Origin of the sequence: Leifsonia sp. PS1209 (assembly GCF_012317045.1) — a bacterium.
Lineage (GTDB): Bacteria > Actinomycetota > Actinomycetes > Actinomycetales > Microbacteriaceae > Leifsonia.
Window position 1 is genome coordinate 680,882 of record NZ_CP051154.1, and the last position, 20,392, is coordinate 701,273.

General features: G+C 69.0%; 15 protein-coding genes. 5 read left to right on the forward strand and 10 right to left on the reverse strand.

What is annotated here, in order from left to right:
- Positions 1 to 70: 70 nt before the first annotated feature.
- The gene (gap, locus tag HF024_RS03390) at positions 71 to 1,066 is read left to right on the forward strand and encodes a type I glyceraldehyde-3-phosphate dehydrogenase (protein ID WP_168688646.1); all 996 of its coding nucleotides are present in this window, start codon (positions 71 to 73) and stop codon (positions 1,064 to 1,066) included.
- 94 nt (positions 1,067 to 1,160) lie between these two features.
- Entirely contained in the window at positions 1,161 to 2,336 is a 1,176-nt protein-coding gene (locus tag HF024_RS03395) for an alcohol dehydrogenase catalytic domain-containing protein (RefSeq protein ID WP_168688647.1), read from the forward strand.
- A gap of 52 nt (positions 2,337 to 2,388) precedes the next feature.
- Here the strand turns inward: HF024_RS03395 and HF024_RS03400 are convergent, their stop codons facing one another.
- From HF024_RS03400 to HF024_RS03435, 8 genes are all read right to left on the reverse strand, one after another.
- Positions 2,389 to 4,299 carry a beta-L-arabinofuranosidase domain-containing protein gene (locus tag HF024_RS03400; RefSeq protein WP_168688648.1) on the reverse strand — a complete coding sequence of 637 codons (1,911 nt, stop codon included), beginning with the start codon at positions 4,297 to 4,299 and terminating at the stop codon, positions 2,389 to 2,391.
- Complete coding sequence (locus tag HF024_RS03405) at positions 4,296 to 6,014, reverse strand: glycogen debranching protein (RefSeq protein ID WP_168688649.1); 1,719 nt, start codon at positions 6,012 to 6,014, stop codon at positions 4,296 to 4,298. Before HF024_RS03405 ends, HF024_RS03400 begins: the two co-directional genes overlap by 4 nt.
- Before the next feature lie 4 nt (positions 6,015 to 6,018).
- Positions 6,019 to 6,837 (reverse strand): carbohydrate ABC transporter permease, encoded by an 819-nt coding sequence (locus HF024_RS03410; protein WP_085368638.1) that lies wholly within the window; start codon positions 6,835 to 6,837, stop codon positions 6,019 to 6,021.
- Entirely contained in the window at positions 6,834 to 7,808 is a 975-nt protein-coding gene (locus HF024_RS03415; protein WP_085368637.1) for a sugar ABC transporter permease, read from the reverse strand. Before HF024_RS03415 ends, HF024_RS03410 begins: the two co-directional genes overlap by 4 nt.
- A 31-nt stretch (positions 7,809 to 7,839) precedes the next feature.
- Positions 7,840 to 9,090 carry an extracellular solute-binding protein gene (locus tag HF024_RS03420; protein ID WP_085368636.1) on the reverse strand — a complete coding sequence of 417 codons (1,251 nt, stop codon included), beginning with the start codon at positions 9,088 to 9,090 and terminating at the stop codon, positions 7,840 to 7,842.
- Positions 9,091 to 9,145: 55 nt separating this feature from the next.
- Positions 9,146 to 10,174: a LacI family DNA-binding transcriptional regulator gene (locus HF024_RS03425; protein WP_348770478.1), complete on the reverse strand. Its 1,029-nt coding sequence runs from the start codon at positions 10,172 to 10,174 to the stop codon at positions 9,146 to 9,148.
- Between the two features lie 215 nt (positions 10,175 to 10,389).
- Complete coding sequence (locus HF024_RS03430; protein WP_168688650.1) at positions 10,390 to 11,406, reverse strand: LacI family DNA-binding transcriptional regulator; 1,017 nt, start codon at positions 11,404 to 11,406, stop codon at positions 10,390 to 10,392.
- Between the two features lie 44 nt (positions 11,407 to 11,450).
- On the reverse strand, positions 11,451 to 12,650 hold the full coding sequence (locus tag HF024_RS03435; RefSeq protein ID WP_247597284.1) for an ROK family protein: 1,200 nt from the start codon (positions 12,648 to 12,650) through the stop codon (positions 11,451 to 11,453).
- A 290-nt stretch (positions 12,651 to 12,940) separates the two neighbouring features.
- Between HF024_RS03435 and HF024_RS03445 the strand changes: the two genes are divergently transcribed.
- The 3 genes from HF024_RS03445 (at position 12,941) to HF024_RS03455 (ending at position 16,667) form a co-directional block, all read left to right on the forward strand.
- Entirely contained in the window at positions 12,941 to 13,954 is a 1,014-nt protein-coding gene (locus HF024_RS03445; protein ID WP_247597285.1) for an ABC transporter permease subunit, read from the forward strand.
- Between the two features lie 11 nt (positions 13,955 to 13,965).
- Entirely contained in the window at positions 13,966 to 14,898 is a 933-nt protein-coding gene (locus HF024_RS03450; RefSeq protein WP_247597286.1) for a carbohydrate ABC transporter permease, read from the forward strand.
- An 86-nt stretch (positions 14,899 to 14,984) separates the two neighbouring features.
- Positions 14,985 to 16,667, forward strand: coding sequence for an extracellular solute-binding protein (locus tag HF024_RS03455; RefSeq protein WP_168688652.1), 1,683 nt, complete (start codon positions 14,985 to 14,987; stop codon positions 16,665 to 16,667).
- A gap of 69 nt (positions 16,668 to 16,736) precedes the next feature.
- On the opposite strand, the gene HF024_RS03460 is transcribed toward HF024_RS03455, so the two are convergent.
- Both HF024_RS03460 and HF024_RS03465 read right to left on the reverse strand, forming a co-directional pair.
- Complete coding sequence (locus HF024_RS03460) at positions 16,737 to 17,915, reverse strand: ROK family protein (protein ID WP_210724015.1); 1,179 nt, start codon at positions 17,913 to 17,915, stop codon at positions 16,737 to 16,739.
- A 2-nt stretch (positions 17,916 to 17,917) separates the two neighbouring features.
- Positions 17,918 to 20,359 (reverse strand): glycoside hydrolase N-terminal domain-containing protein, encoded by a 2,442-nt coding sequence (locus tag HF024_RS03465; RefSeq protein WP_168688653.1) that lies wholly within the window; start codon positions 20,357 to 20,359, stop codon positions 17,918 to 17,920.
- Between the last annotated feature and the right edge of the window lie 33 nt (positions 20,360 to 20,392).

The following is a 20,392-nucleotide window of genomic DNA, read 5'->3' on the forward strand; positions in this document are numbered from 1 at the left end:
CTTTCGAGCCACTGTCGCATCCCGTCGCGGCGATCGAGCATGGAAGACGGAACGAAAGGAACCCCTCCCCATGACCCGCATCGCCATCAACGGCTTCGGCCGCATCGGACGCAACACCCTCCGCGCACTGCTGGAGCGCGGCAGCGACCTGGAGGTCGTCGCCGTCAACGATCTGACCGCTCCGGAGACGCTCGCCCACCTGCTGAAGTACGACAGCACGCTCGGCCGTCTGGGCCGCAGCGTCGAGGTGGATGGGACGGACCTCGTGGTCGACGGCCGCCGCATCCGGGTGCTGGCCGAGCGCGAGCCTGCCGACCTTCCCTGGGCGGAGCTGGGCGTGGAGCTCGTGCTCGAATCGACCGGGCGCTTCACGTCTGCGGAGTCCGCGCGCGCCCACCTGCGCGCCGGTGCCAAGCGCGTCCTGGTCAGCGCACCCTCCGACGGCGCGGACGTCACCCTCGCCTACGGCGTCAACACCGACGCGTACGACCCGGAGAAGCACGTCATCGTCTCCAACGCCTCCTGCACGACCAACGCCCTCGCGCCGCTCGCCTCCGTCCTGGACGACCTGGCCGGCATCGAACACGGCTTCATGACCACGGTCCACGCGTACACCCAGGAGCAGAACCTGCAGGACGGGCCGCACCGCGACCTCCGCAGGGCGCGCGCGGCCGGCGTGAACATCGTGCCGACCACCACGGGCGCGGCGAAGGCGATCGGCCTGGTGCTTCCGAACCTCGACGGCAAGCTCTCCGGGGACTCCATCCGCGTGCCCGTCCCCGTCGGCTCGATCGTGGAACTGAACACCACCGTCTCGCGCGAGGTGACGCTCGACGAGGTGCTCGCCGCCTACCGCGACGCGGCCGCCGGACCGCTGAACGGCGTGCTTGAGTACGCGGACGAGCCGCTGGTCTCCTCCGACATCACGGGCCAGCCCGCCTCCTCGATCTTCGACTCCGCGCTCACCAGGGTGAGCGGCAAGCACGTGAAGGTGGTCGCCTGGTACGACAACGAGTGGGGCTTCTCGAACCGGGTGGTGGACACGCTGGAGCTGCTCGCAGCGTGAGCGCCGCATCCTGAGTCGCCGCATCCCGTCGCGCACGGAACGGCCGAGCCCGCAACCGGTGGTGCCCGGCCGTTCCCGCGCGTAGAACGCAGGTATGAAAGCACTCACCTGGCAAGCGAACAAGCGCGTCGACGTGGTCGACGTGCCCGACCCGCGGATCGAGCAGCCCACCGACGTCGTCATCCGCATCACCTCGACGGCCATCTGCGGCTCCGACCTGCACCTGTACGACGTGCTCGGCCCGTTCCTCTCAAAAGGGGATGTGCTCGGTCACGAGCCGATGGGCATCGTGGAGGAGGTGGGCTCTGCCGTCCGGTCGCTCAGCGTCGGTGACCGTGTCGTCATCCCGTTCGTGATCGCGTGCGGCGACTGCTACATGTGCAGGCTCGGGCTGACGACGCAGTGCGAGACCACCCAGAACCGCGAACACGGCACCGGGGCGTCCCTCTACGGCTACACCGAGCTGTACGGGTCCGTCCCCGGCGGCCAGGCGGAGCGCCTGCGCGTGCCGATGGCCGACTTCAACGCCCTCCGCGTCGGCAGCGAACTGCCGGACGACCGCTACCTCTTCCTCAGCGACATCCTGCCGACGGCCTGGCAGGGGGTGCAGTACGCGAACGTTCCGGAGGGCGGGACGCTTGGCGTGATCGGGCTCGGCCCCGTCGGCCAGTTCGCCAGCCGCATCGGCAAGCACCTCGGCTACCAGGTGGTCGCCGTCGACCCTGTGCCGGAGCGCAGGGAGATGGCCGAACGCCACGGCATCGACACCTTCGACCTCAGCGACGACGCGGCGGCCTGGCTCCGCGAGGCGACGGACGGCCGCGGGCCGGACGCCGTGGTCGACGCGGTCGGGATGGAGGCGCACGGCAACACGGTGGCCGGTGTCGCCCAGTCCGCCGTCGGCCTGCTGCCAGACCCGGTGGCCAAGAAGCTGATGACGACCGTCGGCGTCGACCGGCTCTCCGCGATGATGCTCGCCTTCGACGCGGTGCGCCGCGGGGGCACGGTCTCCCTCAGCGGCGTCTACGCGGGTGTCGCAGACCCTGTGCCGTTCATGAACCTGTTCGACAAGCAGGTCGCCATCCGGATGGGCCAGTGCAACGTGCACACCTGGCGCGACGACATCCTCCCCCTGGTCGAAGACCCCGCAGACCCGCTCGGCACGGAAGACCTCGTCACCCACCGCGTCGGCCTGGAGGAGGCGCCGAGGATGTACGACCTGTTCCGCGACAAGGAGGACGGCTGCATCAAGGTGGTGCTCACGCCCTGAGGCGAAGAGGAACCTGGCCGCCACCGCCGATGACTTCGGTGGCGGCCAGGAGCTAGGCGCCCGCGAGGGGGATGAACACCCGCATGGTGCTCGGGCCACGGTTGGCCCATTGGAAGTAGGGGCGCAGTTCGACCACGGCTGCCGTGCGCGGGTCCGCGTGCGGCGCGGTCCCGTACGGCCAGCCGCCAAAGGCGGAGGAGACGAGGTCGACGGGAGCCGCCGCCCCGTCGGGCGTCGCGGTGGGCGCGGTGTCGGAGCGGAGGCGCACCGCATCCACGTGGTCGCCGTCCGGGAGGTCGGTCGACTCGACGCAGAGCACGAGCGGGCCGCGCTCGACGGCCGCCGTGCCGCGCAGCGCGTCGATCCGCGGGTCAGGGTAGGTGAGGCGCGGTGTCATGGGCAGGTCGAGGAGCAGCGGCTCTGCCGGATCGAAGACCCGGCGCACCCGCACGTAGCCGTCCTTCGGCAGCACCGGCTCGCCTCCCAGCGAGACGTCTGCGCCGGACGCCCACGACGGGATGCGCACGCTCAGCTCGATCTCCTCGGCAGCGTCCACGGTCACGGAGACCCGGCCGTCGAACGGGTAGCCGGGTGCGCGCACCTGGATGCGCACGGGCGACCCGGCGACGGACGTCTCGATGTCGATGTCGCCGAACTGGTGGAGCTGCACGCCGTCCGGCGACGCCGTCGCCACGTAGGACGCGACGCTCGCCAGCGTGCGCGCAACGTTCGTCGGGCAGCACGAGACCTCGAACCACGGCGCGCGCAGGCTCGCCTCCGCGCGCTCGCTGAGCTGGTCCTCCGCAGGAACGGACCCGAGCTCGCGCTGATGCAGCGTGTTCGCGTAGTAGAACGCCCGTCCGTCCTCCCGTGGGGAGACCAGCACAGCGTTGAGCAGGGTTCGCTCGATGACGTCCGCATACGCCGCGTCCCCGCTCTGCAGGAGCAGCCGCCAGCTGAGCATGACCGACCCGATCGCGGCACAGGTCTCCGCGTACGCCCGATCCGGCGGCAGCTCGAAGTCGCTACCGAACTCCTCGTTCTGGTGGTGCGAGCCGACGCCGCCGGTGAGGTAGGTCCTGGTCGCCACCGTGTGCGCCCACTGCCGCTCCACGGCGGCGAGCAGCGCGTCGTCGCCGAACTCGACCGCCACATCCACCGCCCCGGCCGCGAGGTACTCCGCGCGCACAGCGTGGCCGCGCAGGGTGTCGGCGTCCCGTACCGGAACGTCGTCGAGGAAGTATTCGCTCGACTGGAAGAGCGTGGTCTTCAGACGCCTACGGCCCCTGCGCTCGATGAAGCTGCGGGCGAGGTCGAGATACCGCGGTTCGGAGAGCGCCCTGCCGAGTTCGGCGAGGGCGGGCTCGATCTCCGGATGCCCGCAGATCGCATCCCGGCCGTCCGGCCCGAACTCGCGGTAGACGTGGTCGGCGAGGCGGCGGGCGACGTCCACGATCAGGTCGTCGTGCCCGGTGCGCACGCGGGCGACCGCCGCCTGGAACAGGTGGCCGAAGCAGTACAGCTCGTGCCCCCACTCCAGATCGGAGAACCGCGGGCGCTGCCCCTCCCTGCCGAACGAGGTGTGGAGGTAGCCGTCGGGCTCCTGCGCCGCCGCGACGCGTTCCACCAGCGAGCGGTACGTCTCCGCCAGTGCGGCATCCTGGGTGCGGCCGAGCTCCCACGCCATCGCCTCGAGCAGCTTGTAGACCTCGGAGTCCACGAACTCGATGCCGTCGTGGTGCTCGGCGACGGTACCGTCCGCCGCCCTGTCGAAGTTCCCGATCCAGCCGATGCGCTCCATCCAGGTGAGGCAGTGGTCGATGACGGCCGAGGCGTTCAGCTCCTGCTTCTCCGCCCAGAATCCGCCGACGAAGCGCACCTCGTCCTGACCGAGCGGCCGGAGAGCCGACCGGGACGGGCTGACCGGACCGCCGGTCCTGGTCGCGTCGAGAGTGTCGGTCATCGTTCTCCTAGAGAGTGGGTGCGGCGGGCCGCGTCGAGCGTGAGGGTGAGGAAGCAGCTGGCCGTCCAGGTGTATGCGCGGTCGCGCAGACCGGCGCCGGTCACGGCGTCGAAGTTCTCGGCGAAGCCCGACCGTTCGCAGGCCGCGCGGAACCGGAGGCTCACCTGGTCGGCGAGGTCGGTGTGGCCCGCGCGCCGCAGACCGTCCTCGATGAGGAAGGTGGACGGTGCCCAGATCGGACCTCGCCAATATCCGTCGCTCTCGTAGAGCGGCGACGTGACGGGTTCGGTGGCCGGGCCCCACTCGGTGAGGTGCGCCGCGATCGTCCGGGCCAGGGTGGAGGCGACCTCCGCGGGAAGGCGTTCGCCGAGCACGATGGGGAGTGCGTTGAGCAGGCTGGTCGCCGATGCCGGTTCGCCGCTCAGCGCATCCAGGGCGAGGAAGCCGTCTCCGGTCCAGAGCCGGTCGAACAGGGCGGCCTCGATCGTCGCCGCCTCCGCCTTCCACTCGGGTGCGCTCAGCCCCAGCATCGCCGCAAGCTCCTGGAGCTCGTGCAGCTGCAGGAGCAGGAAGGCGGAGAGGTCGGGCGAGACGATCACCCGCGACCGGTCGAACGTCGTGGAGTTGTCCCAGCCGCTGTCGTTGCCGTGCTGGTAGTAGGGCAGCGGATGCGCGGGCGTGCGGCGGAAGTCCAGCCAGAAGCGCGTCCAGGCGGCCAGCCGCCGGTACACCTCGTGCAGTTCCGCCGCGGTGAACGGCCGGGACGACCGCGCGCGCAGCTGGGCGAACGCCCAGCCGTGGATCGGCGGCTTGACGAAGTTGTAGAGCACCTCCGAGTGGGTCAGCGAGTCCGGCAACGCGCCGGACGCCTCCTGGTGGTCGAAGGGGAGGAGGAACTGGGCGAGCGCAGCATCCGGGTCGGCCTCCGCGAGCGCGATGGCGTTGAAGCAGTGGTCCCAGCTCCAGACCTTGTCCATCCAGTGCTTGGACATCAGGACGGCTTCCCGCCCGACGAACCCGGATGGCGCGACGGTGGCGGACCACATCACGTACGCGGCCTTGCGGACGGCGGCGTCGAGTTCGCCGCGGGCGCTCCCGGCGTCCCCGGCCAAACGGCTCGCGTAGTCCTCGAACTCACGGGCCTGCCTGGCGACGATCTCGTCGAAGTCGGTTGCGCCGTCGTAGGCGGCAGCCGCCGTGTCCAGCTCCTCGACCGCCAGCTCCCATGCCACGCCGGAATCGAGCGTGACCGACCGCTCTGCCGAACCCACCGTTCCGGCGCCGACCACCGTCGCCTCGCCGGAGAGCACCGTGAACCGGTACCGCCGTCCGGACTCGTAGCTGGTGAGCACCACGGCGCCGTCCAGCGGATCGCGGAAGAGGTAGGCGCCGGTGAACGGGGTCAGCTCGCCGGACGCGACGAACCGCATCCCGAGACCGGTGCCCCGGAAGCGGATGGTGCTGCGCCCGTCGAAGACGGCATCGACGCGGCCGCCCTCCGCGACCCAGGAGAGGACCTCCGGCGCCAGGACCAGACGCGGAGACACCAGGGCGCCGCCCGCCTCGGGCAGCAGCCGCAGGATGGGGTGCATCCCGGTCTGGTGCGTCACCAGGTGCACGTCCTCGGCTCGCTCGTGCAGGCCGACGATGCGGGAGAGGTCGATCCACGCGCCGCGCGTCGAGAAGGGGACCTCGTCGATGTCGAGGGGCGTCATCGCCTCAGTCCTTCACCGCGCCGGCGGTCACGCCGGCGGCGACGTACTTCTGGGCGATCACGAGCAGCACGGCGGCCGGGATGGATGCGACGACGGCGGTCGCCATGATCGCGTTCCACTCCTGGTTGTTGTTGCCGATGTACTTGTAGATGCCGAGCGTGATCGTCTGCATCGTGCCGCCGCTGTTGAGCGTCGACGAGAAGATGAAGTCCGACCACGCCCACAGGAACGCGAACAGCGACACCGTGACCACCGAGTTGCGGCTCACCGGCAGCACGATGGAGCGGAACGTCCGCCAGCTCCCCGCGCCGTCGATCTTGGCGGCGCTCATCAGCTCGTCGGGGATGCCGGACATGAACGCGGTGAAGATCAGCACGCCGAACGGCACCGCGAGCGTGGAGTCGGCGATGATCAGCCCCCAGAGCGTGTTGAGGATCCCGAGGTTGAGGTAGATCGCGTAGAAGCCCATCGCCATGATGATGCCGGGGATCATCTGCGCGATCAGCAGCACGAAGTTGAGCACTCCGCGGCCTCGCGGACGCAGCTTCGCCAGCGAGTACGCCGCGGGCGCCGAGATGGCTACGGTCAGGATCACCGTGCCGAGGCCGACGAGCAGGCTCGTGCCGAGGTAGGGGAGCTGCTGGCTGATCACCGCCTGGTAGCCCTCGAACGTCGCGTGGATCGGGAACAGGTTCGGCGGGCTCTTCCGCATCTCGGTGGTGGGCGTGAGCGAGACGTTGATCATCCAGTAGACGGGGAAGAGCATGATCAGGGTCAGCACGACCCCGACGATCGTCTTCCACCACGGTCGCTTCCCGTTCATGCGGCGTCCTGCTTTCGCTGCGTGCGGATGTAGATGAGCCCGAAGATCAGGGCGATGACGATCAGGACGTTGCCGACGGCCGCCGCCGGGCTGAAGTCGGGCAGCGTGGATGCGAAGCCCAGCTGGTACGACCAGGTCGCGAACGTCGTCGACGACGTGCCCGGCCCACCGCGGGTCATGATCCAGATGATGTCGAACACCTTGAGGGTGTAGATCAGGCCGAGCAGGATCGTGATGGCCGAGACCGGCTTCAGCAGCGGGAAGGTGACCCGCCAGAACTTCTGCCACCCGTTCGCGCCGTCGAGGGATGCGGCCTCGTAGAGGTCGGTCGGGATGTTCTGCAGGCCCGAGTAGATGATCACCAGGTTGAACGGGATGCCGATCCAGATGTTCGCGATGATCACGCTGGTGAGTGCCCAGTCCGGCGACGTCAGCCAGTTGACCCCGGAGAGCCCGAAGGCGTTGAGGGTGGCGTTCACCACCCCGGAGTCGCTGTTGAGCATCCAGGACCAGGTGGAGGCCGAGACGATCAGCGGGAGCAGCCACGGCACCAGGAACAGGGCGCGCAGCGTGGCCGACAGCCGGAAGTTCTGGTAGAAGAACACGGCCAGCGCCATCCCGATCGTGAACTGGAAGACGATCGAGACGATGGTGAAGAGGGCGGTGTGCAGGAAGGCCGGCCCGAAGGTCGGATCCTGGAACACCTTGACGTAGTTGTCGAACCCGACGAACGGAGCGCCGCCCTGGACGAAGGACCGGACGGTGTAGTCGCGGACGCTGAGCTCGATGTTGCGGTAGAGGGGGTAGGCGTAGAACACCGCCAGGTAGATCACTACCGGGGCGAGGAACGCCCAGGCGGCCCACTGCGTGGAGCGCCGGGAGCGCCGTCGAGACCGGGGTGGGGTGGCGACGTGCGCCACCCCACCGTGGTCTCCGACAGAACCGGGCGGCACTGTCTGGGTGGTTGTCATCGGTTGTACCTCAGGTGCGTTTCGGTTCGGATTACTTGGTGGCTGCCGCTGCGGCGGACTGGGCTGCCTTGAGTGCGGCCTCCGGAGTCTGGGCGCCGCTCAGCGCGTTCTGCACCGCACCCCAGAGCTGCTGGGAGATCTTCGGGTACTTGGTGCCGAGGTTGTCGCTGGTGCGACCCTTGGCGGCCGCGACCGCGTCGACCCACGGCTGCAGTTCCGGGTTGGCCGCGACCTGCTCCTTCTGCGCTGCCGAGGTCGGAGCGATGTAGGAGAGGGTCGTGTCCGTCTTGACGAAGTTCTTCGTGCTCGTCAGGCAGTCCGCGATCTTCTTGGAGGTGGCGTAGCGGGCGGTGTCCTTCTGGACGGGGAGCGTCATGAACTCGCCGCCGGTCGGTGCGGCCGCCGCGCCTCCGTCGATGCCGGGAACCGTGAGGATGCCGTAGTCGATACCGGCCTTCTTCACGTTGCCCAGCTGCCAGGTGCCGTTCTCGCCGAACGCGAAGTCACCGGTGGCGAACTCCTGCCAGCTGGTGGTCTGCGTGTTGTTGATGACCGAGTTGGGCGCGTAGCCCTTCTTGACCCAGTCCGTCCAGAGCGTGAGGGCCTGGACGGCCTTGTCGGAGTCGAGCTTCTTCAGGTCGGCGCCGGAACCCCAGAACCACGGCAGGAACTGGAAGCTGCCCTCCTCCGTGCCGATGGCCGAGAAGGTGATGCCCTTCTTGCCGGCGGCCGTGACCTTCGCGAGAGCGTCGGTGAGGCTGTTCCAGTCCTTGACGGTGCTGATGTCGACCCCCGCGGTCTTCAGCACCGCCTTGTTGTAGTAGAGGGCGAGGGTGTTCGCGCCGATCGGCACGCCGTACGTCTTCCCGTCCACGACGCCCGCGGCAAGGATGTTCTTCTGGATGTCGGACGTGTCCAGCTTGTTCTCGCCGGTGTCGGTGAGGATGCCGGCGTCGGCCAGGGTCGAGACGACGGGGTTGTCGACGAGCAGCAGGTCGGGGGAGTTGCCCTGCTGGCCGGCGAGCAGCGCCTTGTTGGTGAGGTCGCTGGTGTCGTATCCGGTGCGCTTGATCGTCACTCCGGCGTCGGTGCCGCACTGCTCGACGAGCTTGGTCCAGTCGGCCGAAGCGTCGAACTGCGGGTACGGGTCCCAGAACGTGTACGTCCCTCCGGCGCTGCTGCTCGAGCCGGAGCCCGAGCCGGAGCAGGCGGCAACGCCCGCGACGATCGCGGCGGCGACGACCGCAGCGCCGACGAGCCGGCTGGTCTTCTTGGTGATCACAGTATTCCTCCTTGAATCATGCATTGCGGGTGGCCGACCGGGCTGCGCGAGACCGTCATCGGGTGCTCCCACGGTCGGTGATCTCCGGCGCGACGAATCTCGTCACCGCCGGTCCGGCGAGATCGGGGGAGGTGATCCGCCGGACGAGCTGCCGGACCGCTGAACGGCCCAGCTGATCGGGGGAGCTCTCGACCGCCGTGTACGGCAGCGAGAACGCCCTTCCGAAGTCTTGTGCGTACAGGCTGACGACCGAGAGGTCGTCCGGGACGCTGACGCCGCGCGCGGTGAGCACGGACGGGAGCGCGGCGATCGTGGCGTCGTTGTGGACGATCATCGCGGTGGCTGAGGGGCGCGCATCCAGGATCGCGTTGATGCTCCGGCCGATCTCCGGCTGCCTGGCCTCGCCGTAGTACGAGTGCATCTGCAGCCCGTATCGGGCGGCGCGCTCCTGGGCGGCATCCCGGAATCGCCAGCCGTATGCGCCGCCGCGCTCGAAGACGTGGGTGGGAGGGGAGACGACGATGATCTCGCGGTGGCCGCGCGCGTGCAGGTGGTCGACCAGCATCCTGGCCGACTCGCCGAAGTCCAGGTCGAAGACGTCGAGCCCTTCGGTGCGCTTGGGGAGTCCGACCAGCGCGCCGGGCTGGCTCGCCTCGCGGAGCGTCTGGAGCCGCGGGTCGTCGTGGACGACGTCGAGGAGCACGACGCCGTCGACCATCCCGGAGCTGGTGACCCGGCGCAGGGCGGCGACGCTGTCCATCTCGGTCACCAGCAGGATGTCGTAGCCCAGCTCTCTGGCGGTGTCGGAGACGGGGAGGATGTACTCCAGCATCGCCGGGGCGAACTCGTCGGCGTGGAACTGGGTGAGCAGGCCGATGACCATCGTCTGAGAGGTGGCGAGGGCGCGTGCACCGGCGTTGACGATGAAACCGAGGGCGTTGATGGCGTCGTCGATGCGCTGCCTGGTCTTCGGCGAGATCGAGCGCTTGCCGGACAGCGCGTAGGAGACGGTGCTCGTGGAGACCCCGGCGGCCCTGGCCACGTCGGTGATCGTGACAGCCATCGTTCGCCTCCTTCGCTTCATCGAGAAGTGGGTTCGTTTCGGGATGTGTCGAACCGCTTCGACGAAGATAACTCAGAACGACGAAGCGCACAAGTCGAACCGCTTCGATTCTGCGAAAAAGAGGTGTCCAGCGCCCCTCGGAGGCGTGGATCGAGGGCAGAGCGGCCCGATTCCGGGCTGCTCACCGCGCCTGGTGAACCGGTTCGACTCGCAACGGCCCAGGCCCGGGAGGCGCGTCAGGACAGCGCGCGCGTGCTCCCACGGTCGACGAATCCCGGCTCGATCAGCCGCACCTGCGGCTTCTCCGCCCGCTCAGGGTCGGCGATGCGCTCGATCAGCCGGGTCACTGCCCACTCGCCCAGCGCCTCCGGCCGGGTGTCCACGGCGGTATACGGCAGCGAGAAGGCCGTGCCGAACTCCGCGGAGAACATCCCGACCACCGAGAGGTCGTCCGGCACCGTGAGGCCGCGGGCGTGCAGCAGCGACGGGAGCGCCGCGATCGTGGCGTCGTTGTGGACGATGAGGGCCGTCGCGTCGGTGTACGTGTCCAGCGCCGCGTGCATCGCCTCGCTGAGGGCGGGCTGCCTGGACTCGCCCTCGAGGACGTGCAGCTGGATGCCGTGGCGGGCTGCCCGTTCGGCCGCCGCATCCCGGAACCGCCAGGCGTACGACCCTCCGCGCTCGAACACGTGCCTGGGCGGCGTGACGAGCAGGATCGCGCGGTGCCCGAGGGCGGCGAGATGGTCGACGGCGCTGCGCGCAGCCTCCCCGAAGTCGAGGTCGACCGCGTCGAACCCGTCCGCGTTCTTCGCGTAGCCGATCAGGGCGGCCGGCTGCCTGGTCTGCCGGAGCGGGTCCAGCCGGGGGTCGTCGTACGTGACGTCGAGCAGCACGACGCCGTCGACCATCGCCGACGACGTGGTGCGCCTGATCGCCGCATCCACGTCGGGGTCGGTGACCATCAGCAGGTCGAAGCCGTGCGTCCGCGCCGTGGTCGAGACCGGGAGCACGTACTGCAGCATCGCCGGGGCGAACTCGTCCTCCTGGAACTGCAGGAACATCCCGAGCACGTTCGTCTGCGAGAGGGCGAGCGCCCGGGCCCCGGCGTTCGGGGTGAAGTCGAGTTCGACGATCGCCCGCTGGATGCGCTCGCGCGTCTCCTCGGAGATGGCGCGCTTGCCGGACAGCGCGTAGGAGACGGTGCTCGGCGTGACGCCTGCCACGCGCGCCACATCCCGGATCGTCGCCGCCATGCGCCCTCCCACTGTGTGACCTCAATCTTCACACAGCGGCCGCCTCAGTCGACAGCGGGCCCGGCGGAGACCGTGATCGCTTCGCGTAGGGCGGCGACGGCTGCCCCGCGCGCCCAGTCGGTGAAGGTGTGGCGCTGCACGACCAGGCGGCAGTTGGCCGCGGCGCCGAATGCGTGCGCGAGGAACTCTTCGCGGAAGCGACGCTCGTAGAGGTCGTAGTCCATGACCCCTTCTCCGGCGATCACGACGACCTCCGGCCCGAAGAGGTTCACGGTGGCCGCGAGGGCGGCGCCGATCGCCGTCCCTGCCCGCTCGAAGGCGTCCACCGCGCTGGGGTCGCCCTCGTGGGCGAGGCGGATCGCGTCGTCCAGGGTCAGCTCCGGCTCGTTGCGCGCGCTGCGCACGGCGTCCCGGATGGCGTTGGAGGACGCGACCGCTTCGACGCACCCTCGCCGGCCGCACACACAGAGGGCATCCGACGACGCGAGGGGAAGGTGTCCGATCTCGCCCGCGACGCCGTGCGAGCCGACCACGACGTCGCCGTTCACGTAGATTCCGCATCCGATGCCGGCGCCGATCGTGACGATCGCGAACGAGTTCGCATCCCTGCCGACGCCGAACCAGTGCTCCGCCTTCGCGAGGGCACGCACGTCGTTCTCCACGGTGACGGGGAGCCCGAGCCTGGACGCGAGCTCGGTGCCGAGGGGGACGTGATTCCAGTTCAGCAGGGGTGAGTGCCTGACCGTCCCCGTCTCGGTGTCGATGTCGCCGGAGACCGAGACGCCGACCCCGCTGAGATGCTCGGCGTCGCTGCCGAGCTGCTGGATGAGGGACGACACCGAGCTCACGATCGCCGCGATGGCCGTCTCCGGATCGTGGCTCTTCAGCCGTCGGCGCGTCGAGCCGACGACGTCGTTGCCGAGGTTGACGGTCACCGCGAAGATCTCCCCGGCGTTGACCTTGACGCCGATGGCGATCATCGAGCGCGGGACCACGCTCAGCGGGCGCACCGGCCGGCCGGGGAACGAGTGCTCGGCGTGTTCGCCGACGGTCACGTAGCCGCTCTCGATGAGCGGGCTGACCGTCTTGGTCACCTTGGCTTGCGAGAGCCCGGTGAGCCGGCCGATGTCGAGCCGGCTGACCGGCCCGTGCGTGATGATCCTGGTGAAGATCTCGGCGGACTTCGCCGTGCCGAGAGACGGCCGGCGGCCGACGCTGGAGGGCATGACGATGTTGTCTGGCACACACCGAGGCTAACGCACACGAACGATTTTGTTGCCGCCGTGTGTTAATCGATGAACATCCATGCCGCCCAGGATGCGCCGAACCGGCCAGTGCCCGGCCCGCGCGGCGAGCATCCGGAATAGATTATTGACAACGGCAAAAAAATAGGTTTTGCTGTACACGGATCCGAGCCGGCCGACCCGTCGGCAGGCACAACAGACCTATTGGAGTCTTCGATGACGAAGGTGAGAAACACCCGGGCGTGCGCCGCCGAACATCGCCGGCATCGCGAGCAGGAGAGGCGCCTCCCGTGACGGCCGCCCCGCCCGCGACGAGTGTGCGGCCCGCCTCGACGGCTCAGAAGCCGCCGTCGCCGGCGACGCCGCCCCGGAAAGTCGCATCCCGACGCAGAACCCTCGGGCAGCGCTGGCGGATCTCCCTGAGGAGGCACTGGCAGCTCTACCTGCTGACGGTGCTTCCCCTCGCGTACTTCATCATCTTCAAGTACGTGCCGATCTCCAACGCGATCATCGCCTTCAAGAACTACAGCCCCGTGCTCGGGGTCTGGGGAAGCCCGTGGGTCGGCTGGACGAACTTCCAGCTCATGCTGCAGAACCCGCAGTTCCCCACGCTGCTCACGAACACCCTCGCCCTCTCCGGCTACGCGGTGCTGGCGAGCTTCCCCATCCCGATCATCCTGGCGCTCGCGCTCAACGAGGTGCGGCACCGCTGGTTCCAGAAGACCGTGCAGCTGGTCACATACGCCCCGTACTTCATCTCGACGGTCGTCGTGGTCTCCATGATGATCCTGATCATGGCGCCGAGGCTCGGGATCCTGAGCGAGGTCTTCGGATTCTTCGGCATTCCGTCGCCCGACTTCCTCGGCGACCCCGACTACTTCCGGCACGTGTACGTGTGGTCGGACGTCTGGCAGACGGCCGGCTACTCCGCGGTCATCTACATGGCGGCCCTGTCGGGGATCGACCCGTCGCTCTACGAGGCGGCCAAAGTGGACGGAGCATCCAGGCTCCGGAAGATCTGGCACGTGGACATCCCCGGCATCATGCCGACCGCGATGATCGTGCTGATCCTGAGCGTCGGCAACATCATGTCGATCGGGTTCGAGAAGGCCTTCCTCCTGCAGAACCCGCTGAACCTCGGCCAGTCCGAGATCATCGCGACCTACGTGTACAAGCTGGGCATCCTCAACGCCGACTTCGGTACGGCGACCGCCGTCGGCCTCTTCAACTCGGTCGTCAACCTCGTGCTGCTCCTTGTCGTCAACTGGGTGGCACGTCGAGTGAGTGGGAGTGGACTGTGGTGACCATCGACCGTGTGACAGAACGCCGGAAGCCGGCAGGCACGACGCGCATCCCGAAGCCGCGCCGCATCAGGGAGTCGGCCTCCGACCGCGCTCTGCTCGTGGTGATCTACCTCGGCCTGATCTTGGCGGCCCTGGTCGTGGTGCTCCCGCTGCTGTTCATCCTCGCCAGCTCGTTTTCCTCGCCGCACGCGGTCACGGCAGGCCAGGTGTTCCTCTGGCCGGTGGACTTCACGCTGAAGGGCTACCAGACCGTGCTCGCAGACCCGCAGGTGCTGCTGGGCTACGCGAACTCCCTCTTCTATATGGTCGCCGGCACCCTGATCAGCACGACGTTGACCGTTTGCATCGCCTGGCCGCTCTCCCGCCCCACCTTCATGGGCCGCAACGTGATCATGTCCATCCTGCTGTTCACCATGCTGTTCAGCGGCGGCCTGATCCCGACGTACATGGTGGTGCAGAACCTCGGGCTGCTCGACACCCGCTGGGCGCTGCTGCTCCCGCAGGCCGTCGCCGTCTGGCAGGTGATCATCGCGCGGACGTTCTTCCGCTCGGCGATCCCCGAGGAGCTGGTCGAAGCGGCCGAACTCGACGGCGCGAGCGAGTGGCGCTTCCTCTGGACGATGGTGCTTCCGCTCTCCAAGCCGCTGATCGCGGTCATCGCCCTCATGTACGCGATCGGGCAGTGGAACGGCTACTTCGACGCCCTGCTCTACCTCAAGAGCTCCGATCTGTTCCCGCTCCAGCTCGTGCTGCGCAACATCCTGGTGCTCAACGCCACGAACGGGGGGACGAACGACCTCGCCGCCCAGGCGCAGAACCAGGATCTGGTCAACCTGCTCAAGTACGCGCTCATCGTCATCACGAGCGTTCCGGTGCTGATCATCTACCCGTTCGTCGCCCGCTACTTCAACAAAGGGGTGCTCATCGGCTCGGTCAAGGGCTGACCAGGCCGATCCGCCGCCCCGCTCTCTCCCCACCGCAACACCGCACGTCCCGTCACGCAATTCAGGTTCCAAAGGAGGAACGAACCATGATGTCCACCACAGGCAGTCGCGCCGGCCGGCGCAGACTCTCGGTAGCACTCACGGCCGCTGCCAGCGGCGTCGCACTGCTCGCACTCGCGGGCTGCACCCCCAGCTCGGCGTCCGCCGGCGACGACAAGATCGGCGGGACGGCGCACCTGAGCGTCTTCGCGCAGCAAGGCACGGGGCAGGATCTCGCCACGAACGCCTTCACCAAGGAGGTCGCGAAGAAGTTCAACATCGACTTCACCTGGCAGACCACCACACAGGACTCGTCGGTCGCTCCGGAGAAGCGGCAGATCCTGATGGCGAGCGGCGACTACCCCGACGCCTTCCTCCTCATCCCGTGGGTGGACCAGTTCAACCAGGTCGACGTCGAGAAGCTCGCCCAGCAGGGCGTCGCCGTGCCGCTCAACGACCTCATCAAGCAGTACGCGCCCGACATCCAGAAGGTGCTGGACAGCAACGCGGACTACAAGGCGATGGCGACGTCTCCCGACGGCAAGATCTACGGCCTCCCGCAGCTGGCCGAGACGCAGCACATCCAGTACCCGTCGAAGCTCTGGATCAACACCGACTGGCTCAAGAAGCTGAACCTCTCGATGCCGAAGACCACGGAGGAGATGAAGAAGGTCCTCGAAGCGTTCAAGGACGGCGATCCGAACGGCAACGGTGCGAAGGACGAGATCCCGCTCAGCGGTGACTCGCACGACACGCTGATCCCGTACTTCATGAACGCGTTCATCTACGACCCGCAGAACCCGGACAAGGGAATCCAGTCCACCACGGTGCTCAACAAGGGCAAGGTCGACATCCAGGCGAACAAGGACGGGTGGCGCGATGGCCTGAAGTACATCAGGTCGCTGTGGCAGGCCGGTCTCATCGACAAGGGGGCGTTCACGCAGAACCCCGCAGCGCTCGCCCAGGAGGGCAACAACGCCGGACCGGTCGTACTGGGCAGCGCCAGCGCCCTTCACCCCTACATCTTCGTGAGCCCGGGCGCGAAGGACGGCAGGGACAAGCAGTACGACGCCGTGCCGCCGCTGACCGGGCCGGATGGCGCAGACTATGCGACATACGCCTTCGGTAGCACGCCCGGTGCGACGTTCCTGCTGACCAACAAGGCCTCGAAGAACGACCAGGTCGCCGCCATCAAGTTGGTGAACTACCTGTTCACCGAGAAGGGCCAGCTCGACGGCAACTTCGGTCCGGAGGGGAAGGGCTGGGCGAAGGCCGCCGCGAGCGACAAGGCGCTCGACCCGTCGGAGAAGCCGGCGTTCACCAACCTGCAGCTGTCCCAGGATGCGGCGAACGCCGTGCAGTGGGGCGCCCTGTCGACCTACAACCAGAACGCGGCGTTCCGCGGATCGCAGGCCGTGCCGACGGACATCTACGACACCTCGGGCTACGAGCGTCGCCTGTTCGATGCGACCCAGCTGTACAAGGGGCACGAGGACACGAGCCAGGTCTACCCCACCTGGCGGGTGTGGCCCGACCCGGCCAAGGCGACCCAGATCGCGACACAGCAGACCAACATCGACAACTACGTGACCCAGAACGCTCTCGCCTTCATCACGGGCTCGAAGAACATCGACACGGATTGGAACGCGTACGTGAAGGGCTTCGACGGCCTCGGGCTGAAGGACTACCTGAGCAGCCTGCAGACGGCGTACGACAAGTCCAGGAAGTAGTCAGCGCGACGGCGGGCGGGCACCTCGACGGGTGCCCGCCCGCCGGCGTCTCCGGATGCGGTCGGCCGGTCAGCCTGCCAGGGACCGGATGGCCGTCGCGGCGGCGCCCCTCGCCCAGTCCTCGAAGGTGTGCGGCCGGACGACGATGCGGCAGAGACCCGCCGAGGAGAAGACGTGCTCGTCGTAGGTCTGGCGCAACGACGCCTCGAACAGGTCGAAGTGGGCCACTCCCTCCCCGCCGATGATGACGAGTTCGGGGCCGACCAGGTTCACCAGGCTGGCGATGGCCGCGCCGATGACGCTTCCCGCCTCGGCGAAGGCCCGCTCCGCCGCCTGATCGCCCGCGCGGGCGAGAGCCACCGCATCCTGGATGGTCACGGCGCGTCCGTGCGCGGACGAGACGGCGGCCTCGATCGCACTGGTCGCTGCAACCGCCTCCACGCAGCCGCGGCGCCCGCACGCGCAGATGCGGTCGGGGGAGGTGAGCGGCAGGTGCCCGATCTCACCGGCGACGCCGTACGCGCCCTCGACCACGTCGCCGTTCAGGTGGAGGCCGCTGCCGATGCCCCGTCCGATGGTGACGATCGCGAACGACCGCGTGCCGAGGCCGACGCCGAACCAGTGCTCCCCGACGGTGAGTGCGCTCACGTCGTTCTGGACGACGACGTCGACGGGCAGGCGCTCCCGCAGCATCGCGCCGAACGGGACGGCCCGCCAGCCCATCAGCGTGGAGTCGCGCACCACACCGGTCGTCCTGTCGACATCGCCGGACACCGACACGCCCACCCGGGCCAGCCGGGATGCCAGCGCGCCGAGCCTCTCCTGCAGGCGGTCGCACAGGTCGGCGACGGCGTCCGCGACAGCGGCAGGGTCGTGCGAGGCGAGCGGCAGGCGTTCGGAGGCGATGACCCGGGTGGTGAGGTCGGTGGCGACGCCGATGAGCTCGTCGACGTTCACCTTCACGCCGAGCGTCACGACCGCATCCGGCACGATCGCGACCGGGCTGACCGGACGGCCGGGCAACCCCGTCAGCTGGGGGTCGAGTGCGTCGCTGACGATCCCGGCGGCCACGAGAGGCGTGACCGCCTTCGTCACCGCGGCCTGGGACAGCCCCGTGAGCCTGGCGACCTCGATCCGGCTGATGGGGGAGCGGGTGAGGACGGCGGTGAAGACGCGGGTGGCCGCATCCGACGACGAACCGAGCAGCGCGACGCGTCTGCGCGTCTCGTCGTCCGTGGATTCGTGCACGCCTACCTCTGTCGTCGACCGGTCTCCATCTCCAAGCGTACGGGGAACTCGTCCACGGGATGCTGAACGGTGTGCTCCCCGCGGGCAGGAATCTGAACGTCGCGGTCGGTGGTCCCGTACCGGATGCGCACCGTCACCGGCTCCGGCCGGGGGTTGCGCAGCACCGCGGTCACCAGGCGACCGTCCGACCACTCCAGGTCGGCCGTGAGCCCGCCGCGGACGCCCAGGCCGGTGGCCCAGCCGTCCGGCCACGCCGCCGGCAGAGCGGGAAGCAGGTGCACGACGCCCGCGTGGGACTGCAGCAGCAGCTCCGCCATGGCAGCGGGGAAGCCGAGATTGCCGTCAATCTGGAAGGGCGGATGCGTGCTGAACAGGTTCGGCAGGAGACCGCCCCACTCCGAGCCGTCGACCGGCCCGTGCCTGAGCGCATCGCCGTCGTACCGCGTGAGCGCCTGCTGCAGGAGTTCGTGCGCCGTCTCGCCGTCGCCCAGGCGAGCGCGGAGCGCGATCTTCCAGGCCCACGACCATCCCATCGCGCCGTCACCACGGGCGTCGAGGAAGCGTCGCGCTGCGTCGGCGAGCGCCGGGGTGCCGTCGGGGGTGATCAGCTCGAGCGGGTAGAGGGCGACGAGCGCGGACAGGTGGCGGTGGGCGGGCTCGTGCTCCTCGACCTCCTCCGACCATTCGAGCAGTCGTCCGTCGCTGCCGATGCCGGGCTCGGGGATGACCGCGAGAGCCTCCTCGATCTCCGGGCGCAGCCGGTCGGTCAGTCCGAGCGTGTCCAGCGCGCGCAGTGAGCGCTGCAGGAGGGAGCGGATCAGTTCCGTGTCCATCGTCGCCGTGAGCCCGAGCGCGCGCGGCACGTCGTCGGCGTCCCGATAGGAGTTCTCCGGAGAGGTGGAGGGGGCCAGGTACCCGACGCCGTCCGCATCCACCTGAAGCCAGTCGAGGCAGAATTCGGTCGCGCCCCGCATGAGCGGCCAGATCCGTTCGCGGAGGAGGTCGTCGTCCGCGGTGAACTCGTAGAGGTCCCAGAGCGAGTGGGTGAGCCAGACCCCGCCCATCATCCAGATCGCCCAGCTGGGAGCGCCGTGGCCCATCCCGACGGGGAGGCTCCAGCCCCAGAGGTCGCTGTTGTGGTGGGCCACCCAGCCGCGGCAGCCGTACAGCTCGCGCGCGACGTCGCGCCCGGTGAGCGCCAGCCGCTCGACGAGGGAGATCAGCGGTTCGGCGCAGGCCGTCACCGCGAGCGGTCCTGCCGCCCAGTAGTTCATCTGCGTGTTGATGTTGATCGTGTAGTTGGACGACCACGCCGGGCGCAGTTCGCCGTTCCAGATGCCCTGCAGGTTCGCGGCCGGTCCGCCCGCGCGCGACGACGACGTGAGCAGGTACCGGCCGTACTCGGCCGCGACGGTCGCCCTCAGCCCGTCGTCGCCCAGCAGGACGTCGGCGTCGACGTCCCAGAGTCCTTCGCGTCGTCCGCCGATCGCGAACCGCGCCGCCGCCGGATGACGAGGCTCGTCATCCGCGGCCGGGGCGCGACCGCCGGCGATGGCGCCGGTGGCCCTGTCCCGTGCGCGGTCCCGGATCGTCTCGGTGGAGACGGTCCGCCACTCGTCGTCCGCGCCGGCCCACCATGACTCAGCGCGGGTGGAGGACGAGAGGGCGATCAGCAGTGTGCGGGCGCCACGGACGACGAGGCCGGAGTCTCCGTGCTCCGTCGTGCCGTCGCTCCACACGGAGACGGCCGCGGCGGCGAAGCCGTCGTAGCCTCCGTCCCCCTGCTCCGCGTAGCGCAGGGGAGGGTGGACGGACGGCTCGTGCAGTGGCGCACCGTCGACGGGCACTGCGAGGTCGATGCTCAGCGTCTCGCCGGAGGACGTGCGCCCCAGCTCGCGCAGCGGCGTGGTGAGCGTCAGGCGCACCTCGGGCAGCGGCTCCGTCGCGGTGATCGACACCAGCAGTGTCCGGGCATCCACGCGGGAGACGCGCTCGACGCGGGCGCCTCCGACTTGCAGCGTCTCCGTGACGAGCCGCCGGTCGAGGTCCAGGATCCTGGCGGGCTCGCCCTCGACCTGCTGCGCGCCGGGGAGCTCGACGCCGAGGTCGACGAACGGGAGGAACTCCTGGCTGTAGCGGCCCTCGAAGGTGAGCAGCAGCTCCTCCGCCCTGTCCAGGTTTCCGGCCGCCAGCGCGGCGCGCACCTCGGTCAGACGTTCCGGTCCTGCGCCCTGGGCGACCACGCGGCGGAGTTCGTCCGTCGACGTCTCGGGGGTGCCGGACCAGACGGTCGCGTCGTTGACCTGGTAGCGGCCGGCCGCGCCGCCGAAGACCATCGCGCCGAGGAAGCCGTCTCCGAGGGGGAGTGCCTCCTCCCAGCGGGTCGCGGGGGCGTGCCAAGCGAGCCGGAGCGTCTGCTCGGGCGTCGCGTCGGAGATCGTCATCGGTCGTCCTTCCGGGGGTTGCACTCGAAACAC

What these genes read in the sequence shown, in the direction of transcription:
- HF024_RS03465 (WP_168688653.1), bottom strand. Translation starts at nt 20,359, where the DNA reads ATGACGATCTCCGACGCGACGCCCGAGCAGACGCTCCGGCTCGCTTGG.
- HF024_RS03405 (WP_168688649.1), bottom strand. Translation starts at nt 6,014, where the DNA reads ATGACGCCCCTCGACATCGACGAGGTCCCCTTCTCGACGCGCGGCGCG.
- HF024_RS03395 (WP_168688647.1), top strand. Translation starts at nt 1,161, where the DNA reads ATGAAAGCACTCACCTGGCAAGCGAACAAGCGCGTCGACGTGGTCGAC.
- HF024_RS03425 (WP_348770478.1), bottom strand. Translation starts at nt 10,174, where the DNA reads ATGAAGCGAAGGAGGCGAACGATGGCTGTCACGATCACCGACGTGGCC.
- HF024_RS03415 (WP_085368637.1), bottom strand. Translation starts at nt 7,808, where the DNA reads ATGACAACCACCCAGACAGTGCCGCCCGGTTCTGTCGGAGACCACGGT.
- gap (WP_168688646.1), top strand. Translation starts at nt 71, where the DNA reads ATGACCCGCATCGCCATCAACGGCTTCGGCCGCATCGGACGCAACACC.
- HF024_RS03430 (WP_168688650.1), bottom strand. Translation starts at nt 11,406, where the DNA reads ATGGCGGCGACGATCCGGGATGTGGCGCGCGTGGCAGGCGTCACGCCG.
- HF024_RS03455 (WP_168688652.1), top strand. Translation starts at nt 14,985, where the DNA reads ATGATGTCCACCACAGGCAGTCGCGCCGGCCGGCGCAGACTCTCGGTA.
- HF024_RS03400 (WP_168688648.1), bottom strand. Translation starts at nt 4,299, where the DNA reads ATGACCGACACTCTCGACGCGACCAGGACCGGCGGTCCGGTCAGCCCG.
- HF024_RS03410 (WP_085368638.1), bottom strand. Translation starts at nt 6,837, where the DNA reads ATGAACGGGAAGCGACCGTGGTGGAAGACGATCGTCGGGGTCGTGCTG.